We start from the raw sequence: 18,230 nt of genomic DNA, 5'->3' as shown, positions 1-18,230 counted from the left end.
ACTGAAAATAGACTTCTATTTTTCTTTTCTAATTGCTTGAGGGTTGCCTTATGCAGCATGAGCCGTCGTTTCAGGTGGTTGAAGGACAATTACAGGGGGCAAGACAAGTCCCATCTCCGAATTTCAACGCCCGTCCGACAGACCAAGAGATTCAATTGCTGGTTATCCACAATATTAGTTTGCCGCCGTCACAATTTGGTGGGGGCTATATTGAGCAGTTTTTTCAAAATCAGCTGGATTGGTCGCAGCATCCTTATTTTCAGACTATTCAGGGCATGCAAGTGTCGGCACATTTGCTGATTTTAAGAACAGGCGAAGTGCTACAATTTGTCAATTTTGCAGATCGGGCTTGGCATGCAGGGCGTTCTAGTTATATGGCACAGCCTGAATGTAATGATTATTCGATAGGTATTGAGCTGGAAGGCAGTGACGATTTACCTTTTGAAGAGGTACAGTATGCACGTTTGGTACAAGTGGTGCAGGCCTTGCAACAGGCGTATCCACGTATTCAGCAGCATATTGCAGGGCATTCCGATATTGCCCCTGGTCGTAAAACTGACCCTGGGCCATTTTTTGACTGGCAGCGTTTTCGTGAACAGTTATCTCAAGCTAAAGCTTAGACATTACAGAAAAAATTGATCAATCAATAACAAAACTTTGTTGATGCTTTGATTACAATAGCGACTAAATTTTTAATTGGGTGGTAACGATGGCGCTTTGGCGATCGACCTTTATTGTCAGTGCAATGACCATGCTGTCACGGGTACTTGGATTAGTCCGTGACGTGGTGTTGCTGAATGTATTTGGTGCAGGTAAAGATTTCGATACCTTTGTGGTGGCGTTTCGTATTCCCAACTTTTTCAGGCGCTTGTTTGCCGAAGGGGCATTTTCGCAGGCCTTTATTCCGGTACTGACCGAATACAAAACCAGTCGTACCCATGCCGAAGTACAAATTCTGATTAGTCGGGTCTTTGGCTGTCTAATGACAGTAATGACAGGGCTAACCTTTGTTGCCATGGTGGCTGCACCTGCAGTGATGTATATCTACGCACCGGGCTTCCATAGCGACCCTGCTAAGTTTGCTTTGGCGACAGATATGTTCCGCCTGACCATTCCTTATTTGTTGTTTATGTCGTTAACGGCATTTGCCAGCAGTATTTTAAACAGCTACGGCTCATTTACTACGCCTGCCTTTGCACCTGTATTGCTGAATCTAGCAATGATTGCAGGGGCACTATGGCTCACGCCGTACATGGCAGAGCCAATTATGGCGCTGGGCTGGGCAGTGATTATTGCGGGGGCTTTACAACTTGCAATTCAAATTCCTGAATTGTGGCGTAAAAAACTGCTGATTCCCCCCAAGGTTGATTTTAAACATGAAGGTGTGGATCGGATTATGAAGCTGATGCTGCCTGCTTTGTTTGGGGTTTCGGTCACGCAAATTAACCTGTTACTCAATACCATTTGGGCCTCTTTTATGCAGGATGGTTCGGTATCTTGGTTGTATAGTGCAGAACGTATGACAGAGTTGCCGCTGGGTTTAATTGGTGTGGCGATTGGTACGGTTATTTTACCGTCACTGTCTGCACGTCATGCAGAACAGAATATGGACAAATTCCGTGGCATGATGGACTGGGCGGCACGAGTGATTATTTTGGTGGGTGTACCTGCCAGTATTGCACTGTTTATGTTATCAACGCCTATTATCCAAGCCTTGTTTGAGCGTGGTCAGTTTAGTTTTAAAGATACGCAAATGACCGCTTTGGCCTTGCAATGTATGAGTGCAGGGGTGATTTCATTCATGCTGATTAAAGTCTTTGCACCTGGTTTTTATGCACAGCAAGACACCAAAACACCAGTACGTGTGGGTTTAATGGCTGTGGCTGCCAATGCGATTTTAAACGTGGTGTTTATTGGCTTCTTTAAACTGATTGACTGGCAAGCTGAACACATGGCATTGGCACTGGCATCATCAGGTTCGGCTTTGGTGAATGCAGGCATGTTGTATTTCTATTTGCATCAACGCAAGATTTTCCGTTTTGGTGCGCACTGGAAAAAACTCATGGTGCAGTTTGCAGTGGCAAATGCCGTGATGATTGCTGCGTTGTGGTATGCCTTAACTTGGTATAACGGTGATGTATCACAATGGATGCGTGTGGCAGAAGTCACTGCGCTGTGTGTGGTGGGCGTAGTGGCCTATGGGGTTGGATTGTTGGCAACGGGTTTTAGACCACGTCATTTAAAACCTTAATGAAGCGAAGTTGATCTGAAAAAATACCGCAATTTAAATTGCGGTATTTTTTTGTTTAAAGATGATGCGGCTTTGGATTATTTTACAATTTCTAAAAGTTCCACATCAAAAATAAGCGTGCTGTTTGGCTCAATTGCATCGCCTGAGCCAATTTGACCGTAGGCTAGAGCAGCAGGAATAAAGAAGCGATATTTGGCACCAACTTTCATGAGTTGTAAGCCTTCAGTCCAACCTTGAATGACTTGGCTGACCTGAAATTCTGCAGCTTGATCGCGGGCGATAGAACTGTCAAATACCGTACCATCAATTAAACGACCTTCATAATGGACTTTAACGGTAGAGGTGGCTTTGGGTGATTTGCCCGTACCTGCCTGTAAGACTTGATATTGCAAGCCAGACTTGGTGACTTTGACCCCTGCCTTTTTGGCATTATTGTTTAAAAAGGCTTGCCCAATTTTAGCATTGCTATCGGCTACTTTTTTAAGCTCAATCAGTTGTTTGGCTTCGGCTTGCTTTTTGAATTGAGTCAGCACTCGTGCCATTTCTTCATCGCTTAAACTGGCGGCTTGGTCTTGTGTTGCCATTTTTAAGCCAGCAATGAAGGCTTCGAGATCAATATCTTTTAAGGTTTCCGCATTGCTGCGCCCCATTAAATAACCAAAGCTATAACCGACCTGATCTGCAACAGGACTTTTATTGGTCACGGTTTTGGCAAAACTGCCACTGCTGAGCAGTGCGATACACACAAGGGCAAGGTGTTTTTTCATTCTTTTCGTCCTAAGACCATACAGGAGAGCCAAGCTCTCCTGAAAGGGTGATGTTGTTATTTCACTTCAATCAGTTCAACATCAAAAATTAAGGTGCTGTTGGCAGGAATCATGCCTGGTACACCTTGTTCGCCGTAGCCCAGTTTCGATGGAATATACAGCGTAGCTTTACCGCCTTCCTTCATGAGCTGTAAACCTTCAGTCCAGCCCGGAATGACTTGATTCAGTGGGAATTCAATTGGCTCACCACGTTGTACCGAGCTGTCAAATACTTTGCCATCGACCAGTTTACCCGTGTAGTGCACTTTGACCACAGAGCTTGCCGTTGGCTGTTTGCCTGTGCCTTCTTTAATCACTTGATATTGCAAGCCAGAAGCTGTGGTTTGTACGCCTGCTTTTTTGCCATTTTCAGTTAAGAATGAATCACTGGCTGTTTGTGCAGCTTGCGCCTGAGTGGCTTGTTTTTGTTGCAACTCTTGCTGGAATTGCTCATAGGCTTTTTGTAATTCTTCTTCGGTGTAGGCAGGTTGTTTACGCGCATGACCTTCACGCACACCTGTTACAAAGCTGTTGATGTCTAGCTCTGGTGGGGTTTGATGTGCCACTTCATAACCCAAAGCGTAGCTGATTTTTTCAACCGCAGAAGCATTTGCCGACGCTTTAGAGGTCGCCACTGCTGGGTTTTGAGAGGCATAATAAACAGGAACAAGTGCAGCACCGCCTAAAATTACAGCAACAGCGATGGGTAAGGCTTTACTCATAGGTTTTCTCAAATTCATTTTATAGTTAAAAAAGCAGCATTCATCTTAGCAGACTTTTTCACAGACTTTTCTAGTTTGGCACGTGGCTTTGCAGCCTGTGTCGATTCAACTTTTTAATATATGCTGCTTACGCAGTTTATTCTATAACAGACTGAATATCTAAAACATTTTTTATACATAAATCTTATCAATTCAGGACTAGATGTGGGTCATTTAAGAAAAGTCAGATTGCGTTTGGGCTGTAGGTAAATTTTTATTGTAATCGCATAAATGATCAAGACAGCGTCCTGATGGGTTGTTGTCCAATAATAGGATTAACCTTCGGTTCGACCCACTTTTGTTTCGGCAAAAGTGGGCAAAACCATTGTCATCCACAAAACCTGTTTAATTCTTGTATCTCATTCATTATTTCGCAGAAACAATAATGGTCTAATGCTACGCAGGTTGTGGATGACACTTCCGAGTATCCTCATGTGATCTAGGTTTTTAGATGAGCGGTTTTACCTAAATAAAGATAGAAATATATTTGACTATCATGACTTATCTTAAAAGTCAGTCAAAGTCGGCCTTTAACACAACCCGATAGCGTGCCTTGCCCTGATGCAAATGTTCAATTGCCTGATTGATCTGTGACATCGGAAAAACTTCCACCTGTGGGGCAATCTGTTTGCGTGCGGCAAATTGTAGTAATTGACGCAGCGCTGCAGGCGAACCTGTCGATGAACCAGTAACCGATTTTGCACCGCCAATTAAGCTGCCCGCCTTAATTTGCATGGGTTCTAGCGCTACACCTAGCATGTGAATAGTGCCATGTGGTGCAAGCGTACTTAAATAAGCATTCCAGTCCAAGCTTACGTTTACCGTACTTAAAATCAGGTCAAACTTGCCACGCTGGGTTTTAAGGGCAGCAGCATCACGGCTGTTCACTACATGGTCTGCACCCATAGCCAGTAATTCTGCGGTTTTGTCTGGATTGGAACTGAACGCCGTAATTTCACAGCCCCATGCTTTTAATAATTTGATGGCGATATGCCCCAAGCCACCAATACCAATCACCGCAACATGATGTACTGCCTGAATTTGATGTTTCAAGATCGGATCAAATACGGTAATTCCACCACAGAGCAAAGGCCCTGCACTGACAGGATCGACCTCATCGGGTAATGGAATGACCCACTGCCAACCTGCACGGACTTTATCGGCAAAACCACCTGCATGTCCCACAATGGTTGCGGTGGTGCCATTGCTGCACAGCACTTGTTCGCCTGCAATACAGGCATCGCAGTGTTGGCAACTGTCTGCAGTCCAGCCAATGCCTACACGTTGCCCCACGGTTAAACCTTTGGCTTCACTGCCCAATTGAGTAATCGTGCCAATAATTTCATGTCCTGCCACCACAGGATATACTGAGGAATGCCAGTCATTTTGAATGACTGAAAGATCGGAATGGCATAAGCCACAATATTCGACTTTGACTTCTACCTGATGCGCCTGCAGTTCACCCGCATCAAATTGATAGGCTTGCAGGGCTTCACCTGCCTGCATTGCGGCATAGGCTCGAATGGTATTACTCATATTGCACCGTCCTTGTCATAAGGCTGACTGTATTGATTGGTGATCTTGCTATTATGGGTTGAGCAGTTTTGAATACTAAAGCTTGGATGTTGCTTTAAGATGTTGTTTTAAAGTGACAGTGATTTTCATGATCATCGACCATGCCTACAGCTTGCATAAAAGCATAGCAGATGGTCGGGCCTACAAATTTAAAACCATTTTTCTTTAGGGCTTTCGACATGGCAACACTAGCGTCGGTTTGTGCAGGCGCAAGACGATAGTCAGGTACATCATTCCTAATAGGTTGCTGTGCAACAAAACCCCAAAGCCATGTCACGACGTTTATATCGGCGTCTTTTAGTTTTTGCCATGCACGTGCGTTGTCACGAATTGCTTGTAATTTACCTCGATGGCGAATTAATCCAGCATCTTGTAATTTGAGCGTAAGATCATCATCACTAAATGCGGCAATTTCAGCAATGCTGTATTGGAAAAAATGTTGACGATACGCCTCACGTTTTTTTAATACAGTAATCCAAGACAAGCCTGCTTGCTGTCCTTCCAAACACAGCATTTCAAATAAATGTGCTTCGGCAAATACAGCTTGTCCCCACTCTAAATCATGATAGGAAATATAGAGCGGATCATCGGAACACCAGCCACAGCGTTGTATCGTCATGGGTCATGCTCCTTATTGAATAGATGTGAATGGGACAGGCTTAAAGCTGAAATGCTGCCCATTGGTCATGTTGGTTATCCCAATAATATAGTTCTGCCTGTTGCAGATCGTGAAAGGAAATCCAGTTGTCTTTACCAACTTTATCTGAATAGCCTGTGCTGATGAGCAGGGCATCTTCAGTAATTTCCATGACCCAGCCTTGATGGACTTGTCCTGCCAACACAATTTTTTGTTGATTGCCAGATTCTGCAAATTCCACCAATCGATTTATCAAGGCTTCAGACATGAAATGTTCCTAACAAAATTAACGTAAATAAGGATAAGGATTGACCGCACCGCGTCCTTTACCATTTAAATAAAGTCCGTAATGCAAATGTGCGGCAGTGTGTCGGGCGTTGCCTGTATTGCCGACATAGCCAATATGCGTTCCTGCCTTGACATAATCGCCCACGTTTAAACCGCGTTTATGTCCATCCAAGTGTGCATAGTAATGCCAAGTGCCTGCAGGCCCTAATATCCAAATTACTTTACCACCTAAGCGATTATCGCGTAAGTCTGCAATTAAACCTTCTGTAGCGCTATACACTTTGCTGCCTTTGGCGGCAAGAATATCAATGCCTTCATGCAAACGTCCGCTACTACGAGATGCACCCCAAGTGTCATTCAACTGATGCGCTTTAATGCCCTGCACAGGAATGGGCAAGCGAGTTTTTAAACTCATTTGATTGAGTTTTTGCACCAAGGCAGGCGGGAGTGGGGTACTGGGACGTTTCGGTGCAGAACTACAGGCCGCAATCAATAAGGTAAAGAGTGACAGGCTTAAAACAGCAATCCATCGAAACATAAGACATCCTTGTAATGGCAGTGAAAGCAAAGATTTCATTCATCACGATGCTTGACTATGTCACAGATTGATTGCCGAGATCAATTTTTTCATGGCCGTCGGAATGCCCAAATCGCTGGCTTGTTGCGGACTATACCAATCTGCATTCAGTTCTATTGCCAAGTGTTCTTGTAGATCAGCATCGACCTGAAAACACAGTGCTTCAAGCTGCCAAGTGAAATGGGTAAAGCTATGCGAAATTTGTGCGCGTTGCTGTACCTGTTTAAGGCTCAAGCTTTGACACAGTTGCTCAAAAGCCTGTGCATCTTCAATGACAGGCAAACACCATAGTCCACCCCAAAGTCCTGTATTGGGACGTTGTTGCCATAACCACTGATCTGCGCATTGCAGTACTAAGACCTGTGCAGATTTAACGGGTACGGCTTTTTTCGGTTTTTTAAAGGGCAATTCCTGCTCTAAACCTTGTTGATGTGCTTTGCAGTGTTGTTGCATTGGGCAATATAAGCACAGTGGTTTTTTGGGGGTACAAATGGTGGCGCCCAAATCCATAATAGCCTGCGTATAGTCGTGATTACGCACTTCGGGGCAGAGCTGTTCTGCCAGTTGCCACATGGCACGTTCATGTACAGGTTTGGATAAATCATCTTCAATAGCAAAAAAACGTGCTAAAACCCGTTTGACGTTGCCATCCATAATGACGCCGTATTGGCGTAAACCCAGCGACATCATGGCACCACCCGTAGAGCGACCAATGCCCGGCAAAGCCATCCACTGTTCGAGCGTACTTGGAAAATGTCCTTGCTGTGCCACAATGGCTGCGGCTTTATGCAAGTTGCGGGCGCGGGCGTAATAGCCTAAACCTGCCCAATACGGTGCAACTTCATCCCAAGTTGCACGTCCTAAATCTTGCACTGTCGGAAAGCGCTGCAAAAAACGCTCAAAATATTGCAATACGGTTTTGACCTGAGTTTGTTGCAGCATGATTTCAGACACCCACACCGCATAGGGATCATCGGCGACTTGCCACGGCAGGTCATGGCGTCCGTGTTGATCGAACCACGTGAGGAGAGCATCGGAAAATGAAAAAGCAGTCATGCGAACCCAGTTTGTAAAGTAGCGGCTTAGTATAGCCAAACTGGCGTGGGAATTACGTGCATAAAAAAAGAAGATGAGCGTGCATCTTCTTCTTTAGGTTTGGTTTCACTTGGTTTGGGATAAAACGAGTCGTGGTTTAAATTTGACCGCTCATACCCCAACGGTTATCCAATTTTAAGGTCTGACCTTCATAGCGTGGAATAATGTGGATGTGTAAATGCTCAGATTTAGCATCAAACACATCGCCATCATTAAAACCCACATGGAAACCTGCAGGTTGATGACGCAATTGCAACTCATTGCGCGCCAATTCTAATAAAGACAATAAACTTTTACGTTCTTTGTCTGTAATGTCAAAAAAAGAGCCGACGTGACGTAGCGGAATGATCACGCAATGTCCTTTAGACAGGGCATTGGGTTCAGGCAAAATTACCCCAAATTCATTTTTTGCCAAAACATCATAATCATCAAAATTGCAATAAGGGCATTGCTCAGTCATTGTTATATCCTCTTCTTTAAAATTTTCTTGGCTTGCGTTGAGTATATGCTGCGTAATGTGAACAGCAGATTAATCTGCTAAACGACGATCCAACACTTCATACATGGCAGCTAAACCTTGTTGCTCTGCCGATGCGTTATAGCCTAAATCGACCCCATTGGCTTTGGCACGTTCATCAGCTTGAGGGTTACTAAAGCCGTGTTTGGCATCTTCAAAAATAATCACTTCATGCTCTACTTGAGCCGCGTGCATTTCTTCACGGAAACTTGCGACGTCGTCTAAAGTCACCATGCTGTCCAGTTCACCATGCAACACCAAAATCTCGGCTTGTACCTGACCTTGCTGTGCAGGGGCTTTCGGGCTGAGGTTGGCGTGGAAGGTCACCACTGCTTTTAATGCTGCGCCAGAACGAGCCAAATCCAGAACGACTTTGCCGCCATAACAGAAACCAATTGCAGCGAGTTTATCGCGATTTACTTCAGGTTGGGCAGCTAAAGTGTCCAAAGCTGCAGACGCACGAGTCACAATTGTGTCAGCATCTGCAAAAGTTTGCATCATCCATTCATTGGCTTGGGCTGCGGTGGTGGTGACTTTTTTATCGCCATACATATCAATCGCTAAGGCTGCAAAACCATGTTCAGCCAATTCACGCGCGCGTTGTTCGGTGTATTCGTTACGTCCCCACCATTCAGGTGCGACAATCACCCCCGCGATAGCTTGAGCTGTTTCTGGTGCAGCAAAATAACCGATCAGTTTGCTGCCATCTGCAGCCGTATATTCAATTTCGCGAGTTTTGATTGCTAAAGCCATGCCTTATTCCTTATCGTTTTCAATGCCATGATTAAAGCATAATAATATGGCACGCATTTTTAAAAACAGGGTAAATACTGCCTATAAATGTGAGAAAATATTTTTAAAATAGCCAAATTGGCATTTGTTGCGTAAAAAGCGGACATAAAAAAAGAAGGAAAAATCCTTCTTTTTTATCTGATTTTTAGAAATTTATAGACGAGGTCACTAGATTTTTCCGCGAGAGAGGAAACCAACAACTGCCAAAATCACAGCAATCACCAATAAAATAATGGCAAAGTCTTTGGATAAACCTGCGACACCACCAAAACCAAGTAAACTCGCGATTAACGCAATCACTGCGAAGATTATAGCCCAACGAAACATAATTGTTCTCCATGTGTTTTTATAGCTTCTGAATTTAGTATAGGGAGCTGAACGCAGCACACTGTTTTGTTTTTGTGTATTAAATGTTCAGTTGTTTGAGTTAAGTGTTTGATTCATTTAAAGACTAAACAAAAGCAACAAGTTGAAACAAGGCTGTTATAATGACGCAGTTTTGTTATTTTCTGTGCGCTATGTCTAATCAATTACGACCTGAATTTTGGAAAAACTATCCGCTGAATGCCTTAAATACTGCGGAATGGGAAGCCTTGTGCGATGGTTGCGGTTTATGCTGTTTGGTCAAACTAGAAGATGAAGACACGCAAGAAGTGGCCTATACCAAAGTGGCGTGCAAGTTACTGGACTGTAACACAGCACGTTGTTCAGATTATGCCAATCGCTTTGACTTTGTGCCCGATTGTATTCAACTTACCCCAGAAAAACTAGAAAAAATTCACTGGTTGCCGCCAAGTTGTGCCTATCGTCGTTTAAAACAGGGCAAAAATTTGCCATCTTGGCATTACTTAAATACGGGCTCACGCCAAAGTGTGATTAAAGCCAAAAAATCTGCGGCAGGGCGTTGTATTTCAGAACTGGATGTTGCAGAAGAAGATATAGAAGATTATGTGGTGCGTTGGGTGCGTTAATTCATACTGCAGAATAAACTTTGAATCGTGTTTTAGCGATAAATCGGTACGATTAGAAATACTCCAAAGCTTGAGATCATAGTAGACTAGGTTGAAGTCAAGTATAGAAATAACAAGATGTCAGAGAGTCATATTCCACTGCCTGAGCGTTTGCGTCCACGCGATTTATCGCAAATTATTGGTCAAGATCATCTTTTAGGTGAGCAAGCGCCGTTACGCCAAATGATTGATCAGGGGCATTTGCCTTCAATTATTTTCTGGGGGCCACCAGGGGTGGGGAAAACCACCATCGCTTTGCTGTTGGCGCAGGCGGTAGATCGTCCTTTTATCAGCCTTTCTGCCTTGAATACTGGGGTCAAAGAGCTGCGTGAAATTATTGCCGAAGGCGGCGATTTGCTCACACCAGTGGTGTTTATTGATGAAATTCATCGCTTTAATAAGTCGCAGCAAGATGCCTTATTAAATGCGGTGGAAAAGGGCAAAATCACCTTAATTGGTGCGACCACTGAAAATCCATCTTTTGAAGTCAATAGTGCGCTGCTTTCACGTTGTCAGGTCTATACCTTAAAGGCTTTAGATGCCGATTCGATTCAGACTTTGCTTACTCAAGCCATTCAGCAAGATCAATTCTTAAAAGACCGTTATATTCAGATTGAAGAATTTGATGCTCTGATTCAGTTTGCTGCAGGTGATGCACGCAAGGCTTTAAACCTACTGGACTTGGTGGCAAGCACCTTTGAACCCGAGGTGGAAAATATCATCACCAACGCGATTGTGGTCAAGGTTGCGCAACAAAACATTGCCCGTTATGACAAGTCAGGCGAGCAACATTATGATTTGGTATCGGCTTTTATTAAGTCAATTCGTGGCAGTGACCCCGATGCTGCATTGTATTGGATGGCGCGCATGCTCAAAGGCGGTGAAGACCCGAGCTTTATTGCGCGTCGCATGTTGATTGCTGCTTCGGAAGATATTGGCAATTCAAATCCGAATGCCTTGTTATTGGCAGGCGAGTGTTTCCGCTCGGTACAAGTGCTGGGTATGCCCGAAGCGCGGATTATTTTAGGACAATGTGCAGTATATTTGGCAACCAGTGCCAAAAGTAACAGTACTTATTTGGCAATTAATAAAGCCATGGATTTGGCTGAAAAAACCGCCAACTTACCTGTGCCACTGCATTTGCGTAATGCACCGACCAAACTGATGAAAGAACAAGGCTATGGCGTAGATTATTTGTATCCGCACAATTACCCAGAGCATTTTGTGCTACAGGACTATTTGCCGCCTGAACTGAAAGGCACAAAGTTGTATGAGTCGGCACGTAATAAACGTGAAGTGGAAGGTGAGCGTTTACAACAACGTCGTTGGCAGCAGACTCAATCCTAAGCGATTTGGTATAGCTGAAAAGATATTTGTAAAAGTATTGGCATAAAAAAAGCTCAAGAATCAACTTGAGCTTTTTTAGATTTGTTTGCAGCCTTGAGTGCTGCATTCAAAGGCTTAAAGCGGTTTGATGTTTACAGCATTCGGGCCTTTTTGACCTTGCGCAATGCTGAATTCAACTTGCTGACCTTCGTGTAAAGTCTTGAAGCCTGAGTGTGCGATTTCGCTGAAATGCGCAAACACATCTGGACCAGATTCTGGTTGAATAAAACCAAAACCTTTAGTTTCGTTAAACCACTTTACCGTGCCTTTCATTGTCGGATTTGACATAGGGAAATATCCTGCTGAATTTTAATATGTTGCAATCTAAAAAAGATTTGGAATAACTGGGAAAAAGATGCGACTTAAAATCTGAACAAACGAAGGATTACAAAATAAAACTACGGACTTAGACGATTAAAACGAACTTCATATTTTTCTAGTATGACAACAAGCATACACGGAATTGCAGAATACACAATTTAAATTCAGATAAATTTAAAAATAGGCAGACAGACTGGGCATTGTGGATGGGGCGATTTTTTCAAAGATTTGGTTTGTAAACCCTGTTTGGTCTACAGCAAAATACAAAAAACCGAGCAATGTTGCTCGGTTTTGGGAATTCAGCTTTTAAAATTGAAAAGCTTGAATTAGATATTGTCTAAGTCGATGCCTAAACGTGCAGCAACTTCTTCATAAGCTTCAACCACACCGCCTAAACCTTGACGGAAACGGTCTTTGTCGAGTTTCTTCTTGGTGTCTTTGTCCCATAAACGGCAACCGTCTGGAGAGAACTCATCACCCAACACAATACGGTCGTGGAATACACCAAACTCAAGTTTGAAGTCGACCAAAATCATGTTACCTGCATCAAACAATGCTTTTAATACATCGTTGACTTGGTAAGTTAATTCTTTCATTTTTGCCAATTGTTCAGCATTGGCCCAACCTAAAGCAATCGCTTGAGATTCGTTTACCATTGGGTCGCCAAGAGCGTCATCTTTAAAGAACAATTCAAATGTAGGTGGGGTCAGTTCTTTACCTTCTTCTACACCTAAACGACGGCAGAGTGAACCTGCAGCGTAGTTACGAATAACGCACTCTACAGGAATCATGTCTAACTTTTTCACCAATACTTCGTTTGGTGTAAGTAGTTTTTCAAAGTGAGTTTCGATACCCGCTTCAGCCAATTTTTCCATGATAAAGGCGTTAAAACGGTTGTTCACCTTACCTTTACGATCTAGTTGTTCGATTTTTTCGCCATTGAACGCAGAGGCATCATCACGAAAGACTAAAATCAGGTGGTCTGCACTGTCTGTGGTATAAACAGATTTTGCTTTACCAGTATAGAGCAAGGTTTGTTTTAACATGAGGGAACCTTTTTCAAAAAAAAATGCCTAGTACGGCTAGGCTGGCCAATTTTGGTAAATCTGGGCCAACAGATCTGCAGCTTTTTCTTGATCTGCAAAGCTGTTATCGGCATTGAATACAGCTAGGTTGTTGCTCGAACCGACAGAGGTCAATCTTAAGACATAAATCTGTTGATCGACCTTAATGGTTGCCTCGTAACGGTTCTTACTTTGACCAACAATGCTGTAATTCAGACTGCTGAGGGTGGCAAGTGTGTATTGCCAAATTGTAGCAGAATTTCCATCAATTTTGAGCAACGGATTTTGGTTTCCGTCAACTACGGGTTGAGGACGTCCAATTTGCGTACTGTCTTGAACTGTGTTGCTGCTGGCTTGCATGGCTTCAGGACGTGGCATCGCAAAACGGTTGCCACGTGCATTTTCAAGCTTAGGTGCATTTGCCGTTGCTAAAGGGTCAACGCTTGGTGCAGGATACAACGGTGTTGCAGGTCGAACCACAGAACCTTCTGGATATTGAAGTGGTGCTAATGTAGCGGCGTCTTTATAGTCCAATGAACCATTATTGATGGCAAGAGAACTACAACCAGCCAAACTCAATACTGAAAGTGCGGCGATAAAACCAAAACGTAATTGCATCATACTAAGCTCTTTTATTGAATGACACCCGCAGCCTGAAGGGCTTCGCGTAACGGTGCACGATATTGTTCTGCAAGCGGAGTTAATGGCAGGCGAATTCCTGTACCAATTAATCCCATTTCATGAAGTGCCCATTTCACAGGAATTGGGTTCGATTCACAAAATAGAATATTGTGTAAATTTGCAATCGCACTGTTTTGTTGCTCTGCACCTGCAGCATCACCTGCGATTGCAGCCGCGCAAACTTGGCTCATGGCTTTTGGTGCAACATTGGCAGTTACAGAAATATTGCCTTTTGCACCGTGCAGCATCAATTGATATGCCGTAGCGTCATCGCCTGAATACACCACCATGTTTTTGCCTGTTAAGCCAGCCAATAATTGCTGACCACGTGGCACATCGCCCGTTGCATCTTTTACGCCCACAATATTTGGGATGTCTGCAAGACGGATGACCGTTTCATTTGACATATCTACACCAGTACGACCCGGTACATTATATAAAATGATAGGTAAATCAACTGCTTCTGCAATTGCTTTATAGTGCTGGTATAAACCTTCCTGAGTTGGCTTATTATAATAAGGCGTTACCAATAAGGCCGCATCTGCGCCCAATTGTTGTGCTTCTTTGGTCAGTTCGATGGCTTCATGCGTTGAGTTTGCACCAGTACCAGCAATGACAGGAATACGCTTATTTGCGACGCGAATAATTTCTGCGATCACTTTGGTGTGCTCTTCCATACTTAAGGTCGATGCTTCACCAGTTGTACCTACAGCAACAATACTGTTGGTACCTTGTTCTATGTGCCACTCAACGAGCTTCTCGAGACCTTTCCAATCTACGCTGCCATCTTCTAACATTGGGGTGACAATTGCGACAATTGAGCCTTGAATGGTCTGTGCTTGCTGAGTCATTTTTTAAAAAGATCCTATTTTTCCATCCACAGAGGTGTAGAAAAGGTAGATGTGGATGGTTGCAGTATTTTGATTTGGGTCAAAATTCAATCAAATTGATTAAATAATGCTTAGCCAAATTATGACTGATTCAGTGTGTCAGAACAATATGCTTTCGTCAAAGCAATCATAAACTTTGTTTAATTTAGTATTTTAGGATCAGCAGCTTGTTGTTCAAAATAAAAAAATAATAACCATCTCCTTTGTACCCAAATTTTCATTGGTATGGCGCAACCCTCATCAGCACTTTTTTAGCCTCAAGTTTGAAATACAACGCTGAATATAGGGTCTGTTGACATTTCATAAATGGCTTGCGCTGTAGGCTAAAACTGAGCAGATCAGGCATGAAACGCAGGGAATAGCGAGACTATTGCCAAGTTTCATAACGCAATCTGAGAAAGTTTTAGCCACAGCCTTTCAGGGCGAGCATATTTTTTGCTGCTATTGCGTTATGTGCCAGTCATTTAGAATGACTAAATTTCCTGTCTCATGCCTTATATCAGCTAAAAAATCTTGCGAGATATATCTCTCACGTCGCAAACGTAGATGAATTGTCAACAGACCCTAGATATTTATATAAAAAAACGCTCAATTCAGACCTTATAGCTCTTATATCTGACTGTTTTAATCGGGATATTTTGATTTTTGATTCTTAAGAATAATAGCTTTTAAGTCTACCTATGTTGTCGCTGACTTCTTAAATGGTGAGAAATCTTGCGCTGAATTTACTGCTTTAAGCGGGAAAATAGCGTGTAATTTGCCAGATTTATTGTTTTTTTCGCTATGTTTTTTTCTACATGCTGCGCAACACGTTTGCGCTGATCTGAAAAAATTCACTTTGGTCTAACACTTATTGATAGCTATTGCTGCAGTTTAAAACTGCGCAAGATGCAGGCTTTCACATGGCTATCTAATTCTAGTAGAGGGACCCAATGGATAGATCAACACAACATAGCGATCAGCGGCATGCGGTTATTACCGTCGCGATCTGCTTTTTAATTGCAGTGATTGAAGGTCTGGATATTCAGGCAGCAGGTATTGCTGCGGCAGGTATCCGTGAGCATTTTGGTTTAGACAGCTCGCAGCTTGGGGTATTTTTTAGTGCGGGTATTTTAGGTTTATTGCCAGGTGCTTTGGTTGGCGGACGTTTTGCAGACCGTATTGGTCGTAAAAAAGTATTAATCTGGTCTACAGCAGTCTTTGCTTTATTTACCTTATGTACGGTGTGGGTGAATAGCTTTGAAAGCCTATTGGCGGTGCGCTTCTTGGCAGGTGCAGGTTTAGGGGCAGCCATGCCAATTTTAATTACTTTGGCATCTGAAGCTGTTTCGCCACAAAACCGTGGTCGTGCTGTGGGCTTGATGTATTGTGGTATGCCTGTGGGTGCAGCCATTTTATCTTTAATTGCCAGTACAGATTTTGGCTCAAACTGGAAAAACATTTTCTATTTGGGTGGTTTGCTGCCATTTATTGTCATTCCATTGATGATGTGGTTATTGCCAGAATCACGTGAATTCTTAAAAGCACAAGCGGCAGGTAAAGATGTCACAGCACAAAATGCTGCGCCAAAAGCATCTTTTAAAGATTTGTTTAATTCACAAAACTTATTGCGTACCTTATTTATTTGGGTGAGTTACTTCTTTACCTTGATGGTGGTTTACATCATGTTGAGCTGGTTACCATCTTTATTTATGGAATTAGGTTTCTCGCGTAAAGAAGGCAGTACTGCACAGTTCTATTTCATGGTGAGTGCGACAGTCGGTACTGTAATTTTGGGTATGCTGACCGACCGTTGGAAAAAAGCCTACGTGATTTTATTGATGTATGGTGGTATTTTGGCAGGTTTATTTGCTCTAAATGCAGCGGGTTCACTCATGCAAATGTATATGGCTTCAGCTTTGGTCGGTGCTTTTGTGATTGGCTGTCAGGGCGTGTTATATGCTTTTGGTAGTATTGTCTACCCAACCGAAGTACGTGGTACTGGGGTCGGTGTTGCCTCTGCTGTTGGTCGTGTAGGCGCAATGCTTGGCCCTGCTATTGCAGGTCAGTTGTTGGCAGCAGGCTTTGGTGCGGCTGGGGTTATTTCAGCAGCCATTCCATGTATTATTATTTCAGCCATTTTCATGTTGTTATTGGTACGTCGTATTCAAACTGTTTAAAAGGATGAGAACAGTTGAAAGACCAAATAGCCTGCACCTGCAGGCTATTTTTTTGTATGTTGATCGCTGATTTTTGAGAGAAAATGCTCGAATGAAGTGTGACAAGTACTGTCGCAAAGCTGCCTGTTCTACTGGGTGGCAATGACGCAAGCAGGGTATAATAAGTCCTAAAAAACAGTAAATATAAGAGTATCATTTGAAGCAGAAAAAATTGATTGCAGAATTTCAGTTGGATCAACAGCAGTTTTCACTGTATCTGATTGAATATGAATTTATCATAGAATTGAAATGCCATTTTCGGGTAACACGGACTTCTCCAAAACAAAATGCATGGCTGGCATTTGCCGATCAAGCCACTTATGAAGATGTTAACGCAGGTATTGATGCCTTTCAGGTGATGCGTTTAACTCGACAGCATTTGGTCAATTATTTAACTCGGCATTCACTGCCTTATTTTTATTTTCATGCTGCGACTGCACGCAAAGCCAAAATCTATCCACGTTTTGTACGGCAATTATTGTTACAGCTACCGAACTATCAACATTGTGCTGAACACAATTCTTTTTATTTTTATCAAAGTGAAACCACTCAGACTTAAATTTCAGCTATGCTGAAGGTCGCATTTAGGATGAGAAAGGAAACAGCATGCAGCAGCTGAATAGCGCCTTGATTGTGGTCGATGTGCAAAATGGTTTTTGTCCAGGAGGTAATTTGGCGGTTGCAGATGCCGATCAAATTATTCCCTGCATTAATGCGCTTGGGCGTGTGTTTCAAAACATTGTGATCACCCAAGACTGGCATCCTGCAACGCATGTGTCCTTTGCTGCTAATCATGCAGGCAAACAGGACTATGAACAGATTCAACTCAGTTATGGCGAGCAAGTGTTGTGGCCTGTGCATTGTGTACAGGGCACACTTGATGCCGAATTACACCCAGACCTAGATTTGCCTACAGCGCAATTGATTATTCGCAAAGGTTTCCACGAGCAAATAGACAGCTATTCTGCCTTTATGGAAGCTGATCGCAAAACCACCACAGGTTTGGCGGCCTATCTAAAAGCCCGTGAAATTGATACGGTTTATATTGTGGGCATAGCTACCGACTTTTGTGTGGCTTGGACAGCGATAGATGCCTGTGAGTTGGGTTTTAGTACCTATGTCATTGAAGATGCCACCAAAGCGATTGATTTAAATGGCTCTTTAGAACAAGCATGGCAACAGATGTTGGCACATGGGGTACAGCGAGTGCAGAGTCAGCACTTACTTGGCTAAAAGTAGATAATAGACTAATTGTGAAAAGGAAGGGTTATACCTTCCTTTTTTGCTATTAAATAAATTGAATTTAAAATAAACTAAATAAAAATCATGTTTTTATATTAACCTTATCCTAGCGAAATATTCTGCAATTAACTGTGGTTGT

At 43.0% G+C, this 18,230-nt stretch carries 21 protein-coding genes; 7 read left to right on the top strand and 14 right to left on the bottom strand.

Annotated elements, in window-relative coordinates:
- The first annotated feature begins 50 nt into the window (after positions 1-50).
- Both ampD and murJ read left to right on the top strand, forming a co-directional pair.
- On the top strand, positions 51-620 hold the full coding sequence (gene ampD / locus FTU71_RS03940) for a 1,6-anhydro-N-acetylmuramyl-L-alanine amidase AmpD (RefSeq protein WP_168525268.1): 570 nt from the start codon (positions 51-53) through the stop codon (positions 618-620).
- 80 nt (positions 621-700) lie between these two features.
- Positions 701-2,251 (top strand): murein biosynthesis integral membrane protein MurJ, encoded by a 1,551-nt coding sequence (murJ, locus tag FTU71_RS03935; RefSeq protein ID WP_180111493.1) that lies wholly within the window; start codon positions 701-703, stop codon positions 2,249-2,251.
- A gap of 77 nt (positions 2,252-2,328) precedes the next feature.
- Here murJ and FTU71_RS03930 read toward each other — a convergent pair whose 3' ends face one another.
- The 10 genes from FTU71_RS03930 to FTU71_RS03885 form a co-directional block, all read right to left on the bottom strand.
- Positions 2,329-3,018, bottom strand: coding sequence for an FKBP-type peptidyl-prolyl cis-trans isomerase (locus FTU71_RS03930; protein ID WP_004974089.1), 690 nt, complete (start codon positions 3,016-3,018; stop codon positions 2,329-2,331).
- Positions 3,019-3,074: 56 nt separating this feature from the next.
- Positions 3,075-3,779: an FKBP-type peptidyl-prolyl cis-trans isomerase gene (locus tag FTU71_RS03925; protein WP_004974091.1), complete on the bottom strand. Its 705-nt coding sequence runs from the start codon at positions 3,777-3,779 to the stop codon at positions 3,075-3,077.
- Positions 3,780-4,331: 552 nt separating this feature from the next.
- Positions 4,332-5,354: an NAD(P)-dependent alcohol dehydrogenase gene (locus FTU71_RS03920; protein WP_004974093.1), complete on the bottom strand. Its 1,023-nt coding sequence runs from the start codon at positions 5,352-5,354 to the stop codon at positions 4,332-4,334.
- Between the two features lie 94 nt (positions 5,355-5,448).
- Positions 5,449-6,012 carry a DNA-3-methyladenine glycosylase I gene (locus tag FTU71_RS03915; protein ID WP_180111491.1) on the bottom strand — a complete coding sequence of 188 codons (564 nt, stop codon included), beginning with the start codon at positions 6,010-6,012 and terminating at the stop codon, positions 5,449-5,451.
- 40 nt (positions 6,013-6,052) lie between these two features.
- Entirely contained in the window at positions 6,053-6,298 is a 246-nt protein-coding gene (locus FTU71_RS03910; RefSeq protein ID WP_104852758.1) for a hypothetical protein, read from the bottom strand.
- Positions 6,299-6,316: 18 nt separating this feature from the next.
- Entirely contained in the window at positions 6,317-6,856 is a 540-nt protein-coding gene (locus tag FTU71_RS03905; RefSeq protein WP_131261236.1) for a M23 family metallopeptidase, read from the bottom strand.
- Between the two features lie 60 nt (positions 6,857-6,916).
- The gene (gene mutY, locus FTU71_RS03900) at positions 6,917-7,951 is read right to left on the bottom strand and encodes an A/G-specific adenine glycosylase (protein WP_131261235.1); all 1,035 of its coding nucleotides are present in this window, start codon (positions 7,949-7,951) and stop codon (positions 6,917-6,919) included.
- A gap of 136 nt (positions 7,952-8,087) precedes the next feature.
- Positions 8,088-8,450 (bottom strand): HIT family protein, encoded by a 363-nt coding sequence (locus tag FTU71_RS03895; protein WP_070155794.1) that lies wholly within the window; start codon positions 8,448-8,450, stop codon positions 8,088-8,090.
- A 69-nt stretch (positions 8,451-8,519) separates the two neighbouring features.
- Positions 8,520-9,260, bottom strand: coding sequence for a dienelactone hydrolase family protein (locus FTU71_RS03890; RefSeq protein WP_180111489.1), 741 nt, complete (start codon positions 9,258-9,260; stop codon positions 8,520-8,522).
- Positions 9,261-9,467: 207 nt separating this feature from the next.
- On the bottom strand, positions 9,468-9,626 hold the full coding sequence (locus tag FTU71_RS03885; RefSeq protein WP_179994334.1) for a DUF1328 domain-containing protein: 159 nt from the start codon (positions 9,624-9,626) through the stop codon (positions 9,468-9,470).
- 191 nt (positions 9,627-9,817) lie between these two features.
- Here FTU71_RS03885 and FTU71_RS03880 point away from each other — a divergent pair, with 191 nt between their 5' ends.
- Together FTU71_RS03880 and FTU71_RS03875 are read left to right on the top strand one after the other, a co-directional pair.
- Complete coding sequence (locus FTU71_RS03880) at positions 9,818-10,270, top strand: YcgN family cysteine cluster protein (RefSeq protein WP_180111487.1); 453 nt, start codon at positions 9,818-9,820, stop codon at positions 10,268-10,270.
- A 117-nt stretch (positions 10,271-10,387) separates the two neighbouring features.
- Positions 10,388-11,656, top strand: coding sequence for a replication-associated recombination protein A (locus tag FTU71_RS03875; protein ID WP_004974112.1), 1,269 nt, complete (start codon positions 10,388-10,390; stop codon positions 11,654-11,656).
- Between the two features lie 114 nt (positions 11,657-11,770).
- Here the strand turns inward: FTU71_RS03875 and FTU71_RS03870 are convergent, their stop codons facing one another.
- From FTU71_RS03870 to dapA, 4 genes are all read right to left on the bottom strand, one after another.
- The gene (locus FTU71_RS03870) at positions 11,771-11,983 is read right to left on the bottom strand and encodes a cold-shock protein (RefSeq protein WP_004974113.1); all 213 of its coding nucleotides are present in this window, start codon (positions 11,981-11,983) and stop codon (positions 11,771-11,773) included.
- Positions 11,984-12,342: 359 nt separating this feature from the next.
- A complete protein-coding gene (purC, locus tag FTU71_RS03865) occupies positions 12,343-13,062 on the bottom strand; it encodes a phosphoribosylaminoimidazolesuccinocarboxamide synthase (RefSeq protein WP_004974116.1) in 720 nt (239 codons plus the stop codon).
- A gap of 36 nt (positions 13,063-13,098) precedes the next feature.
- Positions 13,099-13,698 (bottom strand): hypothetical protein, encoded by a 600-nt coding sequence (locus tag FTU71_RS03860; RefSeq protein ID WP_026438344.1) that lies wholly within the window; start codon positions 13,696-13,698, stop codon positions 13,099-13,101.
- A 14-nt stretch (positions 13,699-13,712) separates the two neighbouring features.
- Positions 13,713-14,612 carry a 4-hydroxy-tetrahydrodipicolinate synthase gene (dapA, locus tag FTU71_RS03855; RefSeq protein WP_131261232.1) on the bottom strand — a complete coding sequence of 300 codons (900 nt, stop codon included), beginning with the start codon at positions 14,610-14,612 and terminating at the stop codon, positions 13,713-13,715.
- Between the two features lie 971 nt (positions 14,613-15,583).
- Here dapA and mhpT point away from each other — a divergent pair.
- From mhpT to pncA, 3 genes are all read left to right on the top strand, one after another.
- Positions 15,584-16,810: a 3-(3-hydroxy-phenyl)propionate transporter MhpT gene (gene mhpT / locus FTU71_RS03850; RefSeq protein ID WP_131261231.1), complete on the top strand. Its 1,227-nt coding sequence runs from the start codon at positions 15,584-15,586 to the stop codon at positions 16,808-16,810.
- Positions 16,811-17,006: 196 nt separating this feature from the next.
- Positions 17,007-17,408: a hypothetical protein gene (locus FTU71_RS03845; protein ID WP_180111485.1), complete on the top strand. Its 402-nt coding sequence runs from the start codon at positions 17,007-17,009 to the stop codon at positions 17,406-17,408.
- Between the two features lie 47 nt (positions 17,409-17,455).
- On the top strand, positions 17,456-18,082 hold the full coding sequence (pncA, locus tag FTU71_RS03840) for a bifunctional nicotinamidase/pyrazinamidase (RefSeq protein WP_180111483.1): 627 nt from the start codon (positions 17,456-17,458) through the stop codon (positions 18,080-18,082).
- Positions 18,083-18,230 lie beyond the last annotated feature (148 nt).

The organism is Acinetobacter sp. YH12136, assembly GCF_013418545.1.
GTDB classification, from domain to species: Bacteria; Pseudomonadota; Gammaproteobacteria; order Pseudomonadales; family Moraxellaceae; genus Acinetobacter; species Acinetobacter towneri.
This window is presented reverse-complemented; position numbering and strand designations above follow the sequence as displayed.

Excerpts from the sequence above, each read along its gene's own strand:
- ampD (WP_168525268.1), top strand. The coding sequence starts at position 51 with ATGCAGCATGAGCCGTCGTTTCAGGTGGTTGAAGGACAATTACAGGGG.
- FTU71_RS03930 (WP_004974089.1), bottom strand. The coding sequence starts at position 3,018 with ATGAAAAAACACCTTGCCCTTGTGTGTATCGCACTGCTCAGCAGTGGC.
- FTU71_RS03925 (WP_004974091.1), bottom strand. The coding sequence starts at position 3,779 with ATGAGTAAAGCCTTACCCATCGCTGTTGCTGTAATTTTAGGCGGTGCT.
- FTU71_RS03920 (WP_004974093.1), bottom strand. The coding sequence starts at position 5,354 with ATGAGTAATACCATTCGAGCCTATGCCGCAATGCAGGCAGGTGAAGCC.
- FTU71_RS03915 (WP_180111491.1), bottom strand. The coding sequence starts at position 6,012 with ATGACGATACAACGCTGTGGCTGGTGTTCCGATGATCCGCTCTATATT.
- FTU71_RS03910 (WP_104852758.1), bottom strand. The coding sequence starts at position 6,298 with ATGTCTGAAGCCTTGATAAATCGATTGGTGGAATTTGCAGAATCTGGC.
- FTU71_RS03905 (WP_131261236.1), bottom strand. The coding sequence starts at position 6,856 with ATGTTTCGATGGATTGCTGTTTTAAGCCTGTCACTCTTTACCTTATTG.
- mutY (WP_131261235.1), bottom strand. The coding sequence starts at position 7,951 with ATGACTGCTTTTTCATTTTCCGATGCTCTCCTCACGTGGTTCGATCAA.
- FTU71_RS03895 (WP_070155794.1), bottom strand. The coding sequence starts at position 8,450 with ATGACTGAGCAATGCCCTTATTGCAATTTTGATGATTATGATGTTTTG.
- FTU71_RS03890 (WP_180111489.1), bottom strand. The coding sequence starts at position 9,260 with ATGGCTTTAGCAATCAAAACTCGCGAAATTGAATATACGGCTGCAGAT.
- FTU71_RS03885 (WP_179994334.1), bottom strand. The coding sequence starts at position 9,626 with ATGTTTCGTTGGGCTATAATCTTCGCAGTGATTGCGTTAATCGCGAGT.
- FTU71_RS03880 (WP_180111487.1), top strand. The coding sequence starts at position 9,818 with ATGTCTAATCAATTACGACCTGAATTTTGGAAAAACTATCCGCTGAAT.
- FTU71_RS03875 (WP_004974112.1), top strand. The coding sequence starts at position 10,388 with ATGTCAGAGAGTCATATTCCACTGCCTGAGCGTTTGCGTCCACGCGAT.
- FTU71_RS03870 (WP_004974113.1), bottom strand. The coding sequence starts at position 11,983 with ATGTCAAATCCGACAATGAAAGGCACGGTAAAGTGGTTTAACGAAACT.
- purC (WP_004974116.1), bottom strand. The coding sequence starts at position 13,062 with ATGTTAAAACAAACCTTGCTCTATACTGGTAAAGCAAAATCTGTTTAT.
- FTU71_RS03860 (WP_026438344.1), bottom strand. The coding sequence starts at position 13,698 with ATGCAATTACGTTTTGGTTTTATCGCCGCACTTTCAGTATTGAGTTTG.
- dapA (WP_131261232.1), bottom strand. The coding sequence starts at position 14,612 with ATGACTCAGCAAGCACAGACCATTCAAGGCTCAATTGTCGCAATTGTC.
- mhpT (WP_131261231.1), top strand. The coding sequence starts at position 15,584 with ATGGATAGATCAACACAACATAGCGATCAGCGGCATGCGGTTATTACC.
- pncA (WP_180111483.1), top strand. The coding sequence starts at position 17,456 with ATGCAGCAGCTGAATAGCGCCTTGATTGTGGTCGATGTGCAAAATGGT.